At 67.3% G+C, this 14,119-nt stretch carries 16 protein-coding genes and 2 pseudogenes; 1 reads left to right on the forward strand and 17 read right to left on the reverse strand.

The window, feature by feature from the left end:
* The first annotated feature begins 16 nt into the window (after positions 1-16).
* A complete protein-coding gene (locus PY257_RS03435; RefSeq protein ID WP_345799233.1) occupies positions 17-541 on the forward strand; it encodes a DinB/UmuC family translesion DNA polymerase in 525 nt (174 codons plus the stop codon).
* A 16-nt stretch (positions 542-557) separates the two neighbouring features.
* On the opposite strand, the pseudogene PY257_RS16315 reads toward PY257_RS03435, so the two are convergent.
* The 17 genes and pseudogenes from PY257_RS16315 to PY257_RS03520 all read right to left on the reverse strand — a co-directional run.
* Positions 558-957 (reverse strand): annotated as a pseudogene (locus PY257_RS16315) (DUF429 domain-containing protein); the annotation flags it as partial.
* 62 nt (positions 958-1,019) lie between these two features.
* Positions 1,020-1,442, reverse strand: a complete 423-nt coding sequence (locus PY257_RS03445) for a BLUF domain-containing protein (RefSeq protein ID WP_275738787.1) — start codon at positions 1,440-1,442, stop codon at positions 1,020-1,022.
* Positions 1,443-1,447: 5 nt separating this feature from the next.
* Complete coding sequence (gene folE, locus PY257_RS03450; protein WP_275738789.1) at positions 1,448-2,155, reverse strand: GTP cyclohydrolase I; 708 nt, start codon at positions 2,153-2,155, stop codon at positions 1,448-1,450.
* Positions 2,156-2,333: 178 nt separating this feature from the next.
* Positions 2,334-3,119 carry an endonuclease/exonuclease/phosphatase family protein gene (locus PY257_RS03455; RefSeq protein ID WP_275738791.1) on the reverse strand — a complete coding sequence of 262 codons (786 nt, stop codon included), beginning with the start codon at positions 3,117-3,119 and terminating at the stop codon, positions 2,334-2,336.
* A pseudogene (nudB, locus tag PY257_RS03460) lies at positions 3,116-3,427 on the reverse strand (dihydroneopterin triphosphate diphosphatase); the annotation flags it as partial. The pseudogene nudB and the gene PY257_RS03455, both read right to left, overlap by 4 nt.
* A 178-nt stretch (positions 3,428-3,605) precedes the next feature.
* The gene (locus tag PY257_RS03465; protein ID WP_275738814.1) at positions 3,606-3,755 is read right to left on the reverse strand and encodes an NUDIX hydrolase; all 150 of its coding nucleotides are present in this window, start codon (positions 3,753-3,755) and stop codon (positions 3,606-3,608) included.
* Positions 3,756-3,859: 104 nt separating this feature from the next.
* Entirely contained in the window at positions 3,860-5,668 is a 1,809-nt protein-coding gene (gene aspS / locus PY257_RS03470) for an aspartate--tRNA ligase (RefSeq protein WP_275738793.1), read from the reverse strand.
* A 30-nt stretch (positions 5,669-5,698) separates the two neighbouring features.
* Complete coding sequence (locus tag PY257_RS03475) at positions 5,699-6,334, reverse strand: DUF502 domain-containing protein (protein ID WP_275738795.1); 636 nt, start codon at positions 6,332-6,334, stop codon at positions 5,699-5,701.
* Positions 6,335-6,346: 12 nt separating this feature from the next.
* Complete coding sequence (locus PY257_RS03480; RefSeq protein ID WP_275738797.1) at positions 6,347-6,730, reverse strand: FmdB family zinc ribbon protein; 384 nt, start codon at positions 6,728-6,730, stop codon at positions 6,347-6,349.
* A 152-nt stretch (positions 6,731-6,882) separates the two neighbouring features.
* Complete coding sequence (locus tag PY257_RS03485) at positions 6,883-7,719, reverse strand: ABC transporter permease subunit (RefSeq protein ID WP_275738799.1); 837 nt, start codon at positions 7,717-7,719, stop codon at positions 6,883-6,885.
* Positions 7,716-8,660: an ABC transporter permease gene (locus tag PY257_RS03490; protein ID WP_275738801.1), complete on the reverse strand. Its 945-nt coding sequence runs from the start codon at positions 8,658-8,660 to the stop codon at positions 7,716-7,718. The genes PY257_RS03485 and PY257_RS03490 overlap by 4 nt, the downstream gene beginning before the upstream one ends.
* 11 nt (positions 8,661-8,671) lie before the next feature.
* Positions 8,672-9,760 carry an ABC transporter ATP-binding protein gene (locus tag PY257_RS03495; RefSeq protein WP_275738803.1) on the reverse strand — a complete coding sequence of 363 codons (1,089 nt, stop codon included), beginning with the start codon at positions 9,758-9,760 and terminating at the stop codon, positions 8,672-8,674.
* The gene (locus PY257_RS03500) at positions 9,757-9,945 is read right to left on the reverse strand and encodes a hypothetical protein (RefSeq protein WP_275738805.1); all 189 of its coding nucleotides are present in this window, start codon (positions 9,943-9,945) and stop codon (positions 9,757-9,759) included. Before PY257_RS03500 ends, PY257_RS03495 begins: the two co-directional genes overlap by 4 nt.
* Positions 9,946-9,952: 7 nt before the next feature.
* Complete coding sequence (locus PY257_RS03505; protein WP_275738807.1) at positions 9,953-11,080, reverse strand: polyamine ABC transporter substrate-binding protein; 1,128 nt, start codon at positions 11,078-11,080, stop codon at positions 9,953-9,955.
* Positions 11,081-11,159: 79 nt separating this feature from the next.
* Entirely contained in the window at positions 11,160-12,725 is a 1,566-nt protein-coding gene (gene ubiB, locus PY257_RS03510) for a ubiquinone biosynthesis regulatory protein kinase UbiB (RefSeq protein WP_275738808.1), read from the reverse strand.
* Positions 12,722-13,267, reverse strand: coding sequence for a hypothetical protein (locus tag PY257_RS03515; protein WP_275738810.1), 546 nt, complete (start codon positions 13,265-13,267; stop codon positions 12,722-12,724). Before PY257_RS03515 ends, ubiB begins: the two co-directional genes overlap by 4 nt.
* A gap of 75 nt (positions 13,268-13,342) precedes the next feature.
* The coding region (locus tag PY257_RS03520; RefSeq protein ID WP_275738812.1) for a Tim44 domain-containing protein at positions 13,343-14,119 on the reverse strand (777 nt) is incomplete at its 5' end.

Here is a 14,119-nt window from a genome sequence, read left to right on the forward strand (position 1 = left end):
GCGAAAACAAAGACATGTGCCATTTATCGCGCTTTTTAGCGCTCATTTATCTCAGCGCGCTTCAGCCTACGGCGTGCTGTGCCGCCTGGTGCACAAGGCGGCCATGCGCCTGCGCAAGCAGGACGTCTATGCCACTGCCATGGCAGTGGGCGTGTACGGTGAGCGCCGCCATCACGGGGGTGAGGCGCGCGAGGCGCGCCTGGGCGAAACGCAGGACACGGCGTACCTGCTGCAGGTACTGGATGCGCTGTGGCACACGGGCCTGTCCGCACTGCCGGCGCCCAAATTCGTCAGCATCGCGCTGCACGGCCTGGTGCCGGCGCGCGGGCACACGCCCTCGCTGTTCGATACGCCCGCAGCCTGCGCGACGGCGCAGCCGCCACCCGCGCGCGACCGTGCCCGCCTTTACGCCGCCATGGATGCCCTGAACCGCGTCTACGGCAAGAACACACTGTATTTCGCCAGCGCGCACGAGGCGCTGGACGCGGCGCCGATGCGCATCGCGTTCAACCGGATTCCGGACGTGCAGACGGAGGGATGACAGCCCGCACGGTCCCTCAAGCCGTCACGATCCACCCTTCCAGCCCATCCATCTGCGCCGGCAGTCCATGCCGCGCATCGCCCAGCCGCCGGCGCTCCAGCGCCCATGCGGCCTGCATCAGGCACAGCACAGCGTCCAGCGCATCGCCTCTCGCGTCGGCCGCCAGCGCGTCTGCCGGGCGTGGCTCAACTGCAGCCGCGAGGCCCAGGCGCAGCGGGCCTGTGCTGGCGCAGCCGCTTTGCAGCGCGGTCACCAGGTCGCGGCGGGCGGATCAGGCGCTCGGGCGTCTGCTTGCCTTTCGCATCGCTCTTGTAGCTGCGCCGCCCCAGTTCTTCGCGCGCCAGCAGGCCGGGGCAGGCTGCGAGCGCCACGCGGGCCGGGTCGCCGTCGCGCAGGCCCGGCAGATGCGCGCCGGCAGCCCAGCAGCAGCGGGCTGTCCTGCGCCGCGCCGAGCCTCACCGCAGGCAAGCTCCCCGCCTCACGCCCGCCCGATGATCGCGGCAGTGGCCATCAGCTCTTCCAGCAGGGCCAGCGACACCTTGCCCGACACAGCATAGGGGTCGAGCGTGGGCTTTTCCGAATACTTCAGCAGCACGGATGTGTTGAGCCGGGACAGGTTGACCTGCCCCATGGTCCAGCCGCCGAAGCGGCGCTCGGAGATTTCCTCGTAGTGCAGCAGCTCCGCGTCCTGGTGGCGCGCGTCGCGCAGTATCTGGCCGTACAGATCGTTGACGGCGGAGCGTCCGCCCTCGATGGCCTGCAGGAAGATGCCGGCGCCGTAGCACAGGATGCCGGTGATGCCGCAGCCAGGGTTGTGCTGGCGCGATTCGGCCAGGATGGCATCGATGGCCGCAGGCGAGGTGTCCACGGCGCGGCTGGCATAGAGAAGGCGCACGAGCATGGCGTTCAGCCTTTCCTTGGTATGAGCGAGAGGAATTCGCGCCGCAGCGCCGAATCCTTCAGGAACACGCCGCGCATGACGGAGTTGATCATGCGGCTGTCGGTTTCCTTCACGCCGCGCCAGGACATGCAGAAGTGGCTGGCCTCCATGACGATGGCCAGGCCGTCGGGCTGGGTCTTCTCCTGGATCAGGTCGGCCAGTTGCACCACGGCCTCCTCCTGGATCTGCGGGCGGCCCATGACCCAATCGACGATGCGCGCGTACTTGGAAAGACCGATGACGTTGGTGTGCTCGTTGGGCAGCACGCCGATCCAGAGCTTGCCGATCACGGGGCAGAAGTGATGGCTGCACGCGCTGCGCACGGTGATGGGGCCGACGATCATCAGTTCGTTCAGGTGCTCGGCGTTCGGGAACTCCGTGATGCGCGGCGGCTCCACGTAGCGGCCGCTGAACACCTCGTTGATGTACATCTTGGCCACGCGGCGCGCGGTGTTGCGGGTGTTGTGGTCGCCCGTGGTGTCTATCACCAGGCTGTCGAGCACCCCCTGCATCTTGGCTTCCACCTCGTCGAGCAGCTTTTCCAGTTCGCCGGGCTGGATGTAGTCGGCGATGTTGTCGTTGGCATGGAAGCGCTTGCGCGCCGCGGCCAGCCGCTCGCGGATCTTGACGGAGACGGGCACGCCCTCTGCGTCCTGCGGGGGTTGGGAATTCATGTTGGCGTCGACTTGTCGGAGCATCCGTGCATGGTAGCAGCGAATAAGTTTGCAGGGTTTTTCGCCTCCAGCGCTTTATCTACCTGCGGTGGTAGCTACAAAATAGATAGCAATATGCATCACTGCCTCATGCCGGGCAGCGGCGGGCATGCGCAGGAAAGGGTTCTTCCCCAAAGCCTCAAAGCCGGAATTCCGCGATCAGCGGCAGGTGGTCCGACATGCGCCACCAGATGCGCCCGCGCGGCACCTGCAGGCCGGTGGGCTGCAGGTGCCGCGCGTAGATGTGGTCGAGTTGCACCATCGGCAGGCGCGACGGGTAGGTGGTGACGCGCTGCGCGCCCTCGAATTCGAGCAGACGGTTGCGCGCCAGCGTGTGCTTGATCTGCGGGCCCCAGTCGTTGAAGTCGCCGGCCACGATGAGCGGCGCGGCGGGCGGCACCTCGCGGCGGATGAAGTGCTTGAGCTGCTCGACCTGCCGCGCGCGGCTGCCCGGAACGAGGCCCAGGTGAACCACGATGACGTGCATATGCCGGCCCAGCACGTCCAGCTCCACGTGCAGCAGGCCGCGCTGCTCCAGCCAGTGGTCGGACATGTCCTCGTGCTGCACGCCCACCACGGGCCAGCGCGACAGCAGCGCGTTGCCATGCTCGCCGTGGCGCGTGAAGGCGTTGGTGCGGTAGACGGCCTGGTAGCCCTCGGGCGCCAGGTAGTCGGCCTGCGGCACGTCGGGCCAGCGCTGGCGGGCCAGGCGCACGGCCTCGCGGCCGTTGATGCGGCGCACCTCCTGCAGGCAGATGATGTCGGCGTCGAGCTGCTCTACGGCATGGCCGAGGTTGTGGATTTCCAGCCGGCGCACCGGGCCCATGCCCTGCACGCCCTTGTGGATGTTGTAGGTGGCCACGCGCAGCAGGCCCGGCGCGGGGTCTGCCGCAGTGGAAGCGGCGGCGGGGTGGGCAGTGGTCATGGCATGGCGAACCGGGGCAGCAGCAGGATGGCCTCGGCGTTCGAAGGTGAAAAGCAACGCTGCGCGGCTTGCCGCCACGGCAGCCAGTCGAAGGCCGTGTGCTCGCGCGGGCTCAGTGCCACCGGCCCGGCAGTCGGCACGCGCAGGCCGAACAAGCGCTCGGTGTTGTGCAGCACGCCGGGCGCGTAGCGGTGCAGCCACTGCGGCCAGATGGGGTAGGTGTTCTCCAGCCCCCAGTCGTGCAGTGCGTGGCCGCGGGCCAGGGCGTCGATGCCGGTTTCCTCGCGCACCTCGCGCACCGCGGTGTCGAATAACCCTATTTCCGGCAGTTGAATCCCCAAAATTCGAGCAAGTGCCTGTCACGCATTGAGTTTCCATGCTTTCCAGACTCACCCATTTGGAACTGCTCTGCAGTCACTTGAAGTCTTTGGAAACCCGCATGGATATTGGGTTTTTTCAGTTTTTCGGTTGGTTCAACTGCCGGATTTAGGATAACGGTTCGTCGGGCATGTCCCTGGAGCCGGTGACGGACTGCCAGTGCTCGCCGCCGTCGGCGCGGCGGATCAGCAGTACGTCGAGCGCGGGGGTGTGGACGACCACGAGCACCGACTCGGGAATCTTGAAGGGATGGGGCAAGGTTCGGGCGAAAAGGACGCCCGCCATTATGAGCCGGCGATCAGCGCCTCCACATCCTCATACCCTTGAAGTCAAATGCAGAAAGCCGCCGATGCCGGTGGAAATCAGGCGGCCACGGCCGGATTGCGCAGCCGGATATGCAGTTCGCGCAGTTGTTTTTCGTCCACCAGGCTCGGCGCCTGGGTCAGCAGGCACTGGGCGCGCTGGGTCTTGGGGAAGGCGATCACGTCGCGGATGGATTCAGCCCCGGTCATCAGCGTGATGATGCGGTCCAGGCCGAAGGCCAGGCCGCCGTGCGGCGGCGCGCCGTACTGCAGGGCGTCGAGCAGAAAGCCGAACTTCTGCTGCGCCTCCTCGGGCGTGATCTTGAGCGCGTCGAACACTTTCTGCTGCACGTCGGCACGGTGGATGCGCACGGAGCCGCCGCCCATCTCCCAGCCGTTGAGCACCATGTCGTAGCCCTTGGAGATGCATTTCTCGGGCGCGGTGACCATCCAGTCCTCGTGGCCGTCCTTGGGCGCGGTGAAGGGGTGGTGCACCGCGTTCCAGCGGTCTTCCGCCTCGTCGTACTCGAACATCGGGAAATCGACCACCCACAGCGGCGCCCAGCGGCTCTCAAACAGGCCATTCTTCTTGCCGAACTCGCTATGGCCGATCTTGATGCGCAGCGCGCCAATGGCGTCATTGACGATCTTCTCCTTGTCGGCACCGAAGAAGACTAGGTCGCCGTCCTGCGCGCCAGTGCGCTTCAGGATCTCGGCCAGCGTGGCGTCGTCGAGGTTCTTGACGATGGGCGACTGCAGGCCATCGCGTCCCTTGGCCGCCTCGTTGACCTTGATGTAGGCCAGGCCCTTGGCGCCGTAGATCTTGACGAACTCGGTGTAGCCGTCGATCTCGCTGCGCGACAGGCCCGTGCCTTCCTTCGCGCCACCGGGCACGCGCAGCGCGACCACGCGGCCGCTCTTCATGTGCGCGGCACCCGCGAACACCTTGAACTCGACGTTCTTCATGAGGTCGGTCAGCTCGGTGAATTCGAGCTTCACGCGCAGGTCGGGCTTGTCGGAGCCGAAGCGGTGCGCAGCCTCCTGGTAGGTCATGATCGGAAACTCGCCCAGTTCCACGCCGAGCGTGTTCCTGAACACGGTGACGATCATTTCCTGGAACAGCGCGCGGATGTCCTCCTCGGTGAGGAACGAGGTCTCGATGTCGATCTGCGTGAACTCGGGCTGGCGGTCGGCGCGCAGGTCCTCGTCGCGGAAGCACTTGGTGATCTGGTAGTAGCGGTCGAAGCCAGCCACCATCAGCAACTGCTTGAAGAGCTGCGGCGACTGCGGCAGCGCGAAGAAATGGCCATCGTGCACGCGACTGGGCACCAGGTAGTCGCGCGCGCCCTCAGGCGTGCTCTTGGTGAGCATGGGCGTCTCGATGTCGACGAAGCCGTGCGCGTCGAGGAAGCGGCGCACCTCCATCGCCACCTTGTAGCGCAGCATGAGGTTGCGCTGCATGTAGGGGCGGCGCAGGTCCAGCACGCGGTGCGTGAGGCGCGTGGTCTCCGACAGGTTTTCCTCGTCGAGCTGGAACGGCGGCGTGACCGAGGGGTTGAGCACCGTCAGCTCGTGCGCCAGCACTTCGACCTTGCCGCTCTTGAGGCCGTCGTTGACCGTGCCCTCTGGACGCTCGCGCACCACGCCCTTGACCTGCACGCAGAACTCGTTGCGCAGGCTCTCGGCGACGGCGAAGGTGTTGGCGCGGTCGGGGTCGCAGACCACCTGCACGTAGCCTTCGCGGTCGCGCAGGTCGATGAAGATCACCCCGCCATGGTCGCGGCGGCGGTTGACCCAGCCGCACAGGGAAACGGTCTGCCCCAGCAGGGCTTCGGTCACAAGACCGCAGTAGTGGGAACGCATAGCCATAGAGAAAACTTCCAGCGCCGCCTGGGCGCGTTACTTTTCGGAACTCTCAAGAAGAGAAGCGGCGGGGCCTATCGGCGTGACCACGCCCATGGAGACGATGTATTTGAGCGCTTCGTCCACGCTCATGTCCAGTTCGATGCAGTCGCTCTTGCGCAGCATCACGAAGTAGCCGCCCGTCGGATTGGGCGTGGTGGGCACGTAAACGCTCAGGTAATCGTCGCCGCGCAGGTAGGTAGCCACGTCGCCGCCCGGCGCGCCGGTGACAAAGGCCACGGTCCACACCCCTTCGCGCGGCCATTGCACCAGCACGGCGGTACGGAAGGCGTTGCCATTCTCGGAGAACAGGGTGTCCGACACCTGCTTGACGCTCGAATAAATGGAGCGCACCACGGGAATGCGGCTGACCACCGCATCGCCCCACTGCACCAGCTTGCGGCCCATGAAATTGCTGGCCACAGCGCCCACGGAGAGCAGGATCAGCAATGTAAGCACCACGCCGAAGCCCGGCATGTGGAAGCCCAGCAGGCGGTCGGGCTGCCAGTTCTCGGGCAGGATCAGCAGGGTGCGGTCGAGCGTGCTGACAATCCAGTCCAGCACCGACACGGTGATGGCCACCGGCACGATGACCAGCAGCCCGGCGAACAGCCACTTGCGCAATGCAGTCACGAAGAGGCGCCCTCAGTGCGTGGCACCGCCCGCAGGTGCGGGGGTGGGCGCCGGAGCGGCTTCGCTCTTGGCACCGCCGCCGGCGGACGGCTTGCTCTCGGGCGCCGCGGGAGCGGGAGCGGGAGCGGGCGCGGGTGCAGAGGATGGCTCTGCCTTGGCGGCTCCGCCCGCCGCCGCTTCATCGGGTACGGCCGGAGCCTTGGAGCCCGCATCGCCGCCGCGGAAGTCAGTCACATACCAACCCGAGCCCTTGAGCTGGAAGCCCGCAGCAGTCAGTTGCTTGTGGAATTCAGATGCGCCGCAGTGCGGGCATACGGTGAGTGGCGCGTCGGAAATTTTCTGCAACACGTCCTTGGCATAGCCACAGGACGCGCACTTGTAGGCGTAGATCGGCATGAAAGGAAGGCGTCCGAAGGATGGGGAAAAGCGCAAGAGCGACCGGGGTCGCCCGCAGAACGTTCAATTATAAGACGGCCCCCCGGAGCGGCCCGCCCTTAGCCGACGGGGCATGCGCCCTCGCCCACCCTCTCTGCGACGCGGGGCCTGGACTATTTCCCCCGCTGCGCCGCCTGCTGTTGCAGACGCCGCTCGCGCGCCGCGATGAGGTAACTCGACGCCACGACGAAGACAGCCACCACGCCGATCACCACGGACGCCAGCGCATTGACCGTGGGATCCAGGCCCAGGCGAGCGCGCGAGAAGATCACGAGCGGCAGCGTCGTCGACCCGGGCCCCGAAAGGAATGCCGAGATCACCACGTCGTCCAGCGACAGGGTGAATGTCAGCAGCCATGCCGCCGCCAGCGATTGCGCAATGCCCGGCAAGGTGACGAAGAAGAACACCTGCGCCGGGCGCGCGCCCAGATCCTGCGCCGCCTCTTCCAGCCGCGGGTCAAGGTCGCGCAGCCGGGCGGCGATGACCACCGTGGCATAGGCCAGGCCCACCAGCAGGTGCCCGAGCCAGATGGTCGCCAGGCCGCGCGCCGGAAAGCCGAAGGCGCGCTGAATCGACACCAGCATGAGCAGCAGCGACAAACCCACCAGCACCTCGGGCATGACCAGCGGGGCGCGCGCCATGGCCGCGAACAGCGCACGCCCGCGCAGGCGCGGCATGCGCTCCAGCGCAAGCGCGGCCAGCGTGCCCAGGATGACGGCGCCCGTGGCCGTGGCGCCCGCGATCCGCAGCGACAGGTACAAGCCCTCGCGGATCGCATCGTCCACCGCGAGCTGCCGGTACCAGCGCAGGCTGAAACCGGCCCACACATTGGGCACCGGCGAATCGGTGAAGCTGAAGACCACCAGCGCCACGATCGGCAGGTAGAGGAACGCGAAGCCGGCCAGCAGCCACAGTCGCCCGGTCCAGCGCGCGGCGGGCGTAGCGATCATGTTCGCCCCCCCCCGGCCCGCGCCCGCTCCTGGCTGCGGTTGAGCAGGGCCAGCGGCACCAGGATGAGCAGCACCATGACCACGGCCACGGACGAGGCCATGGGCCAGTCGTTGTTGGCGAAGAATTCGTCCCACAGCACGCGGCCGATCATCAGCGTCTCGGGGCCGCCGAGCAGTTCCGGGATGACGTATTCGCCCACGCAGGGAATGAACACCAGCATGGCGCCGGCCACGATGCCGCTGCGCGAGAGCGGCACCGTGACACGCCAGAAAGCCTGCCACGCGGTGGCGCCGAGGTCCTGCGCCGCTTCGAGCAGGCGCAGATCCATTTTCGACAGCGTTGCGTAGAGCGGCAGCACCATGAAGGGCAGGTAGGTGTAGACCATGCCCAGCACGAGCGAGAACGGGCTGTACATGAGCTGCCCCGGCGCAGGCACCAGGCCCAGCAGAAACAGCAGGCGGTCGGCATCCATGCCGACCAGCAGCCTGCCGACCCAGCCGGTCTGCACATCCAGCAGCCCCTTCCACGCATACACCCGCAGCAGGAAGCTGGACCAGAACGGCAGCATCACGCCCATGAGCAGCAGCGGCTGCAGGCCGGCCGCGGCGCGTGCCATGAAGTAGGCGAACGGATAGCCCACGGCCAGGCAGACCAGGGTGGTGGCTGCGGCATAGAGCAGCGAACGGCCATAGGCGGAAAGGTACAGGCTGTCGTCGAGCAGCAGCGCATAGGACTGCAGTTGCCCGGCGAAGCGCCACCCGCCATCGGCATGGACCAACAGATCCGCGAGCTGCGCGCCCTCCATCTGCAGGAAGCTGATGCGCAGCACGATCAGGAAAGGAAGCAGGAAGAACACCAGCAGCCACAGTGCGGGCACGCCCGCAACCAGGCGCCAGCCCCAGGACCTGTGCGCGCGCGGCGCTGACGGTACTTGCGTCACGCGGCGGCCTCCTAGTCGGTCAGCACCACCTGTGCGCCCGGCTGCCAGGACGCCCAGACCGCATCGCCCAGGGCGAAGGCCAGCTCGCCGTGGCGGCGCTCGTTTTCCACGTTGGCCTTGAGCTTCGCGCCGCTGGGCAGGTCCAGGTGGTACATGGTGCAGTCGCCGAAGTACGAGAACGCCCGGACCACCCCCCGCACCCGGTTGCCCTCGCCGGGCGGAGCGCTGGCGTCGAGGCGGATCTTCTCGGGCCGCACGGCCACGGTCACGGCATCGCCCGGGCGCTGCGGCAGCGCCTGGGCCAGCCGGTGCACGACGTCGGCGCAGCGCACTTCGGCAACGCCTGCGACGGTGCCTTCCATGAGGTTGACGTTGCCGATGAAATCGGCAACGAAGCGCGAGGATGGGTTCTCGTACACATCGGCGGGCGAGCCGATCTGCAGCAGCCGGCCATGGCTCATGACCCCGATGCGCGACGCCATCATCATCGCCTCCTCCTGGTCATGCGTGACCAGCACGCAGGTCACGCCGATGCTGCGGATGATGTTGACCAGCTCGATCTGCGTCTCCTCGCGCAGCTTCTTGTCGAGGGCGCCCAGCGGTTCGTCGAGCAGCAGCAGCAGCGGCCGCTTGGCCAGGCTGCGCGCGAGCGCCACGCGCTGCTGCTGCCCACCCGAGAGCTGGTGCGGCTTGCGGCGCGCGAAGGACTCCATCTGCACCAGCCGCAGCATGGCCTGCGCCCGCTCGGCAACCTCGGTTCTGGGCAGGCCCTCGCGCCGCAGTCCGAAGGCGACGTTGTCCCACACGTCTAGGTGCGGGAACAGGGCGTAGGACTGGAACATCATGTTCACGGGCCGCTCGTAGGGCGCACGCCCGGCCAGATCCACCCCGTCGAGCAGCACCCGCCCTCCGCTCGGGGCCTCGAAGCCGGCAAGCATGCGCAGCAGCGTGCTCTTGCCCGAGCCCGAGGAGCCGAGCAGCGCGAATATCTCTCCGCGCGCCACGTCCAGGCTCACCTGGTCCACCGCCCGGAAGCCGCCGAAGTCCTTGGTGACGGACTCGATGCGCAGGAATGCGCCGTCTTCCGGCACAGGATTCATGGCAGTTGCTCCACCGCGCACAACTCCACCCGCGACGCACGCACCCTGGCGGCACCGAAGGCCGCGGCGCAGGCCATGCCAGCAACCGCCGCGGCGCCGGCTTTACCGGGCCGCTGGCGGTATCCCCCTTCCCGCGCCAGCGAGAGATGGGGGAAGGCGCGCAGCGCCACAGGGGGTTGTTTCACTTCTGCGTCAGCGGTTGGCCTTGAAGTTGGTGAAGGTGCGCGTGATGAGGCGCAGCGTCGCCTGGTCCGGCGTGTCGGGCGCGATCATGGTGGCAAGCGCCGCGGCGTCGGGGAACACCGCCTTGTCGTTCGCGAGCGCGGGGTTGACGAACTTCGCCGCCGCCTGGTTCGGGTTGGCGTAGAACACCTTGTTGGTGAGCGCGGCATGCACCTCGGGCCGCAGGATGTAGTTGATCCACTTCTGGGCGTTCTCGGGGTGCTTGGCGTCCTTGGGGATCGCCATGGTGTCGAAGAACAGCAGGCCGCCCATCTTGGGCAGCAGCACTTCGAGGTCCTGGGGCGCCTTGGCTTTCGCGGACTTGTCCTTGGCGATCATGATGTCGCCCGACCAGCCGATCACCGCGCAGAGCTGCCCGCGCGCCATCTGGTCGATGTAGTCGGAGCCGGAGCCCGCGAAGCGCGTCACATACGGGCGCACCGCCTTGAGCATCTTGCCGGCCTCGGTGTAGTCGGCGGCGTCCTTGCTGCGAGGGTCCTTGCCGATGTACTTGAGCGCGATGGGAAGAATCTCCGATGCGGTATCCAGGAACGACACGCCGCAGCCCTTGAGCTTGGCGGCGTACTCGGGCTTGAACACCAGGTCCCACGCGTTGTCGGGCAACGGGGTGGCGCCCAGCGCCTTCTTCACCTTGTCCACGTTGATGCCCACGGTCGTGTAGCCCCAGAGCCAGTCCACGAGGTACTCGTTGCCGGGGTCCATCTTGGCGAGCTGCGCCTGGATCGCCGGGTCAAGGTTTGCGAGGTTCGGAATCTTGGACTTGTCCAGCTTGCGCAGCAGGCCGGCCTGGATCTGCATCTTGGCGAAATGCGAGCCCGGCACCACGATGTCGTAGCCCGACATGCCGGCCACCAGCTTGGCGTGCAGGGCCTCATTGCTGTCGAACAGGTCGTAGCGTACCTTGATGCCGGTTTCCTTCTCGAAATTGCGAACCGTGTCCTCGGCGATGTAGTCGCCCCAGTTGTAGATGTTCAGCACCGGCTCTTCCTGGGCGTGCGCCGGCGCGGCGGCGAGGGCGCACACGGTCAGCGCCAGCGCGGCCAGGCGGCGCGCTGCATGCGGCAAGGTCAACTCCATGGACGTCTCATCCTTTCGAGGGTAAAAATTGCGGGCGGGCCAAACGGCAGGGATTATCCACGGTGGCAGCGGCGCATCTTCAGAAAAAGAAGCGCAGCCGCAGTACCACGGCGGCAAGCCAACCCAATACAAATCCCATGCCAACATAGATCAGCATCTGCAGCAGCCGGTTGGTGCACTGCTGTGCCGCCAGCAACTCCTCTATCTCGCGCCGGTGGTCCTGCGGGCGCTGGCGCAGGTAGTCGTGCAGCAGGCGCGGCAGTTCGGGCAGCAGCTTGGCGTAGCGTGGCGCCTCATGGCGCAAGCGGCGCCAGAACTGCCTGGGGCCCATCTGGTCGATCATCCATTTCTCCAGGAACGGCTTGGCCGTGCTCCAGAGGTCGAGATCGGGGTCGATCTGGCGGCCCAGACCCTCGATGTTGAGCAGCGTCTTCTGCAGCAGCACGAGCTGCGGCTGGATTTCCACATGAAAGCGCCGCGTCACCTGGAACAGCCGCATCAGCACCATGCCCAGCGATATCTCGCTCAGCGGGCGGTCGAAGTACGGCTCGCAGACGGCGCGGATGGACGACTCCAGTTCGTCCACGCGCGTGTCGGGCGACACCCAGCCGCTTTCCACGTGCAACTCGGCCACGCGCTTGTAGTCGCGGCGGAAGAAGGCGTTGAAGTTCTGCGCCAGGTATTCCTTGTCGAACTCGGTCAGCGTGCCCACGATGCCGAAATCCAGCGAGATGTAGCGCCCGAAGCTGGCCGCGTCCAGGCTCACCTGGATGTTGCCCGGATGCATGTCGGCGTGAAAGAAGCCGTCGCGGAACACCTGGGTGAAGAACAGCGTGACACCGTCGCGCGCCAGGCGGGGTATGTCCACCCCCGCCTCGCGCAGCCGCTCGATCTGGTTGATGGGCACGCCGTGCATGCGCTCCATCACGATCACGTCGGAATGGCACCAGTCCCAGAACATCTCGGGGATCAGCACCAGGTTGAGCCCCGCCATGTTGCGGCGCAGTTGGGCCGCGTTGGCGGCCTCGCGCAGCAGGTCCAGTTCGTCGTGCAGGTACTTGTCGAACTCGGCCACCACCTCGCGCGGCTTGAGCCGCTTGGCATCGGCCGACAGCCCTTCCACCCAGCCGGCCATCATGCGCATGAGCGCCAGATCCTGATCGATCACGCGCCGCATGCCCGGGCGCAGCACTTTCACGGCCACGGCGCGCTCCTGGCCGCGGCGGTCCAGCAGCGTGGCGAAATGCACCTGCGCGATGGAGGCGCTGGCGATGGGCTCGTGCGTGAAGGTGGAGAAGATGGTGCCCAGTGGGCGGCGGAACGAACGCTCGATGATCGCCACCGCCTGCGCGGACGGGAACGGCGGCACGCTGTCCTGCAGCCGCGCTAGTTCATTGGCGATGTCGGGCGGCAGCAGGTCGCGCCGCGTGGAGAGCACTTGACCGAACTTCACGAAGATCGGCCCCAGCCGCTCCAGCGCCTCGCGCAGGCGTTGGCCGCGCGGCGCGTCCAGATTCCGGCCTACCGAAACGACGCGCGCCAGCACGCGCAGCCACGGCTTCTGGAAGCTGGTGAGCACCAGCTCGTCGAGGCCGTAGCGCAGGGCGATCCAGACGATGAACGCGCCCCGGTAGGCACGCCTCATGGGGCGGTTCCGCCGCCGCTGCCCTCGCGCGGGCCCGCGAAGCGGCGCAGCGCCTCGGCCACGCGCCGCGCACCCTGCGCCAGCGTGTGCGCCGGCACGTCGCCGATCAGGCGCGAAAGGTCTTCCTCTACGTCCCAGCGCACGTTGTCCGCGAGCCAGTTGATATCGGACGCCAGGTGCACGTCGCCGTCGATGCGGATGGCGGGCTTGTCGCCGTGCAGCAGGCCCTGAGCGAGCTTGAGCGGCGACTCCTCGACCAGCGCGATGGCCAGGTCGGGCGTAGCGCCCGCGTCGGCCACATCCAACAGCCCCGCGGGCGTGGCCTGCAGGCGGATCTCGAAGCCGCGCCACTGCACCAGCGCCACGCTGCCCTGGCGGCGCGCCAGGCGCGCCATGGCCTCGCCCTCCTGCATCAGCACATGGTTCAGGAACAGCACGGTGCGGTGCTGCACCTCATGTACCAGCCAGGACGGCGGTGCCAGGCCGGCAGAGAGCTTGCCCAGCAGGCCGTCCAGAAAAGGAAAAGGGGACTGTGTTGCCATAGTCCCCTGATTATTCCCCAAGCAGTTGGGCTCCCAGCGCAGCGCCCGGTCCCGCCGCCCGCATGAGACACATGCCTACTGTAGCGCCTGCACGCCGCCCACGAGCCAGCCGGTGGAGCCGTCCTTGGGCTTGGTCATGTTCCAGACCTCGCGGAACGGGCTCGGGCCGGCGGAGGGCTCCTCGCGAATCATGCCGGAGAACTCCACGCTCGCCATGTAGCCGTCGCCCAGGTCCTCGATGCCGAGCAACTGGGCTTCGAGCATCACGACCTCGGTTTTGTTGGGCGCGCTGCCGCGGTGCATCTCGCGCTCGGCGAGCTGGCTGCGGATCTCGCCCAGCATGTCGTCAGTCATCATCGAGCGCAGCGTGGCGATGTCTGCGCGGTCCCAGGCGTCCTGCAGCGTGACGAAGTTGCGCTTGGCCGCCGCCAGGAAGCCCGCGGTGTCGAAGTCCGCAGGCACGCCCCAGGACTGCGGGCCCGCCAGGGCCGAGCCGATCACCACGCCGGCCTCGGGCACGCGCGGCGCCTCGAACGCCATGCTGCTGCGCTCCCATGGGCGCGCCGACGCATCGTTGCCCACCTTGTCGGGGCTGTATTGACGCGGGATCACCGCCGCAGGTGCGCCGCCGCCTGCGCCCTGGAACGCGAACGGCGCACCACCCGCGGCGGATGCGGCAGCCGGGCGGCGTGCACGCAGCACCATGCCGATGACCGCGAACGCCACCAGCGCCAGCAACGCGACCAGCAGGAACTGGCCGAACGCCGCGCCCAACCCCAGCGAATGCGCCAGCCACGCCAGACCCAGCCCTGCGGCCAGGCCGCCGAGCATGGCGCCCCAGGGCTTGCGCGG

This window comes from Curvibacter soli (assembly GCF_029211125.1).
Taxonomy (GTDB): domain Bacteria; phylum Pseudomonadota; class Gammaproteobacteria; order Burkholderiales; family Burkholderiaceae_C; genus Curvibacter_A; species Curvibacter_A soli.

Bases quoted from the DNA above. Each gene is read 5' to 3' on its own strand.
- ubiB (WP_275738808.1), bottom strand. From the start codon at position 12,725: ATGAGGCGTGCCTACCGGGGCGCGTTCATCGTCTGGATCGCCCTGCGC.
- PY257_RS03485 (WP_275738799.1), bottom strand. From the start codon at position 7,719: ATGATCGCTACGCCCGCCGCGCGCTGGACCGGGCGACTGTGGCTGCTG.
- aspS (WP_275738793.1), bottom strand. From the start codon at position 5,668: ATGGCTATGCGTTCCCACTACTGCGGTCTTGTGACCGAAGCCCTGCTG.
- PY257_RS03505 (WP_275738807.1), bottom strand. From the start codon at position 11,080: ATGGAGTTGACCTTGCCGCATGCAGCGCGCCGCCTGGCCGCGCTGGCG.
- PY257_RS03515 (WP_275738810.1), bottom strand. From the start codon at position 13,267: ATGGCAACACAGTCCCCTTTTCCTTTTCTGGACGGCCTGCTGGGCAAG.
- folE (WP_275738789.1), bottom strand. From the start codon at position 2,155: ATGAATTCCCAACCCCCGCAGGACGCAGAGGGCGTGCCCGTCTCCGTC.
- PY257_RS03495 (WP_275738803.1), bottom strand. From the start codon at position 9,760: ATGAATCCTGTGCCGGAAGACGGCGCATTCCTGCGCATCGAGTCCGTC.
- PY257_RS03480 (WP_275738797.1), bottom strand. From the start codon at position 6,730: ATGCCGATCTACGCCTACAAGTGCGCGTCCTGTGGCTATGCCAAGGAC.
- PY257_RS03455 (WP_275738791.1), bottom strand. From the start codon at position 3,119: ATGACCACTGCCCACCCCGCCGCCGCTTCCACTGCGGCAGACCCCGCG.
- PY257_RS03445 (WP_275738787.1), bottom strand. From the start codon at position 1,442: ATGCTCGTGCGCCTTCTCTATGCCAGCCGCGCCGTGGACACCTCGCCT.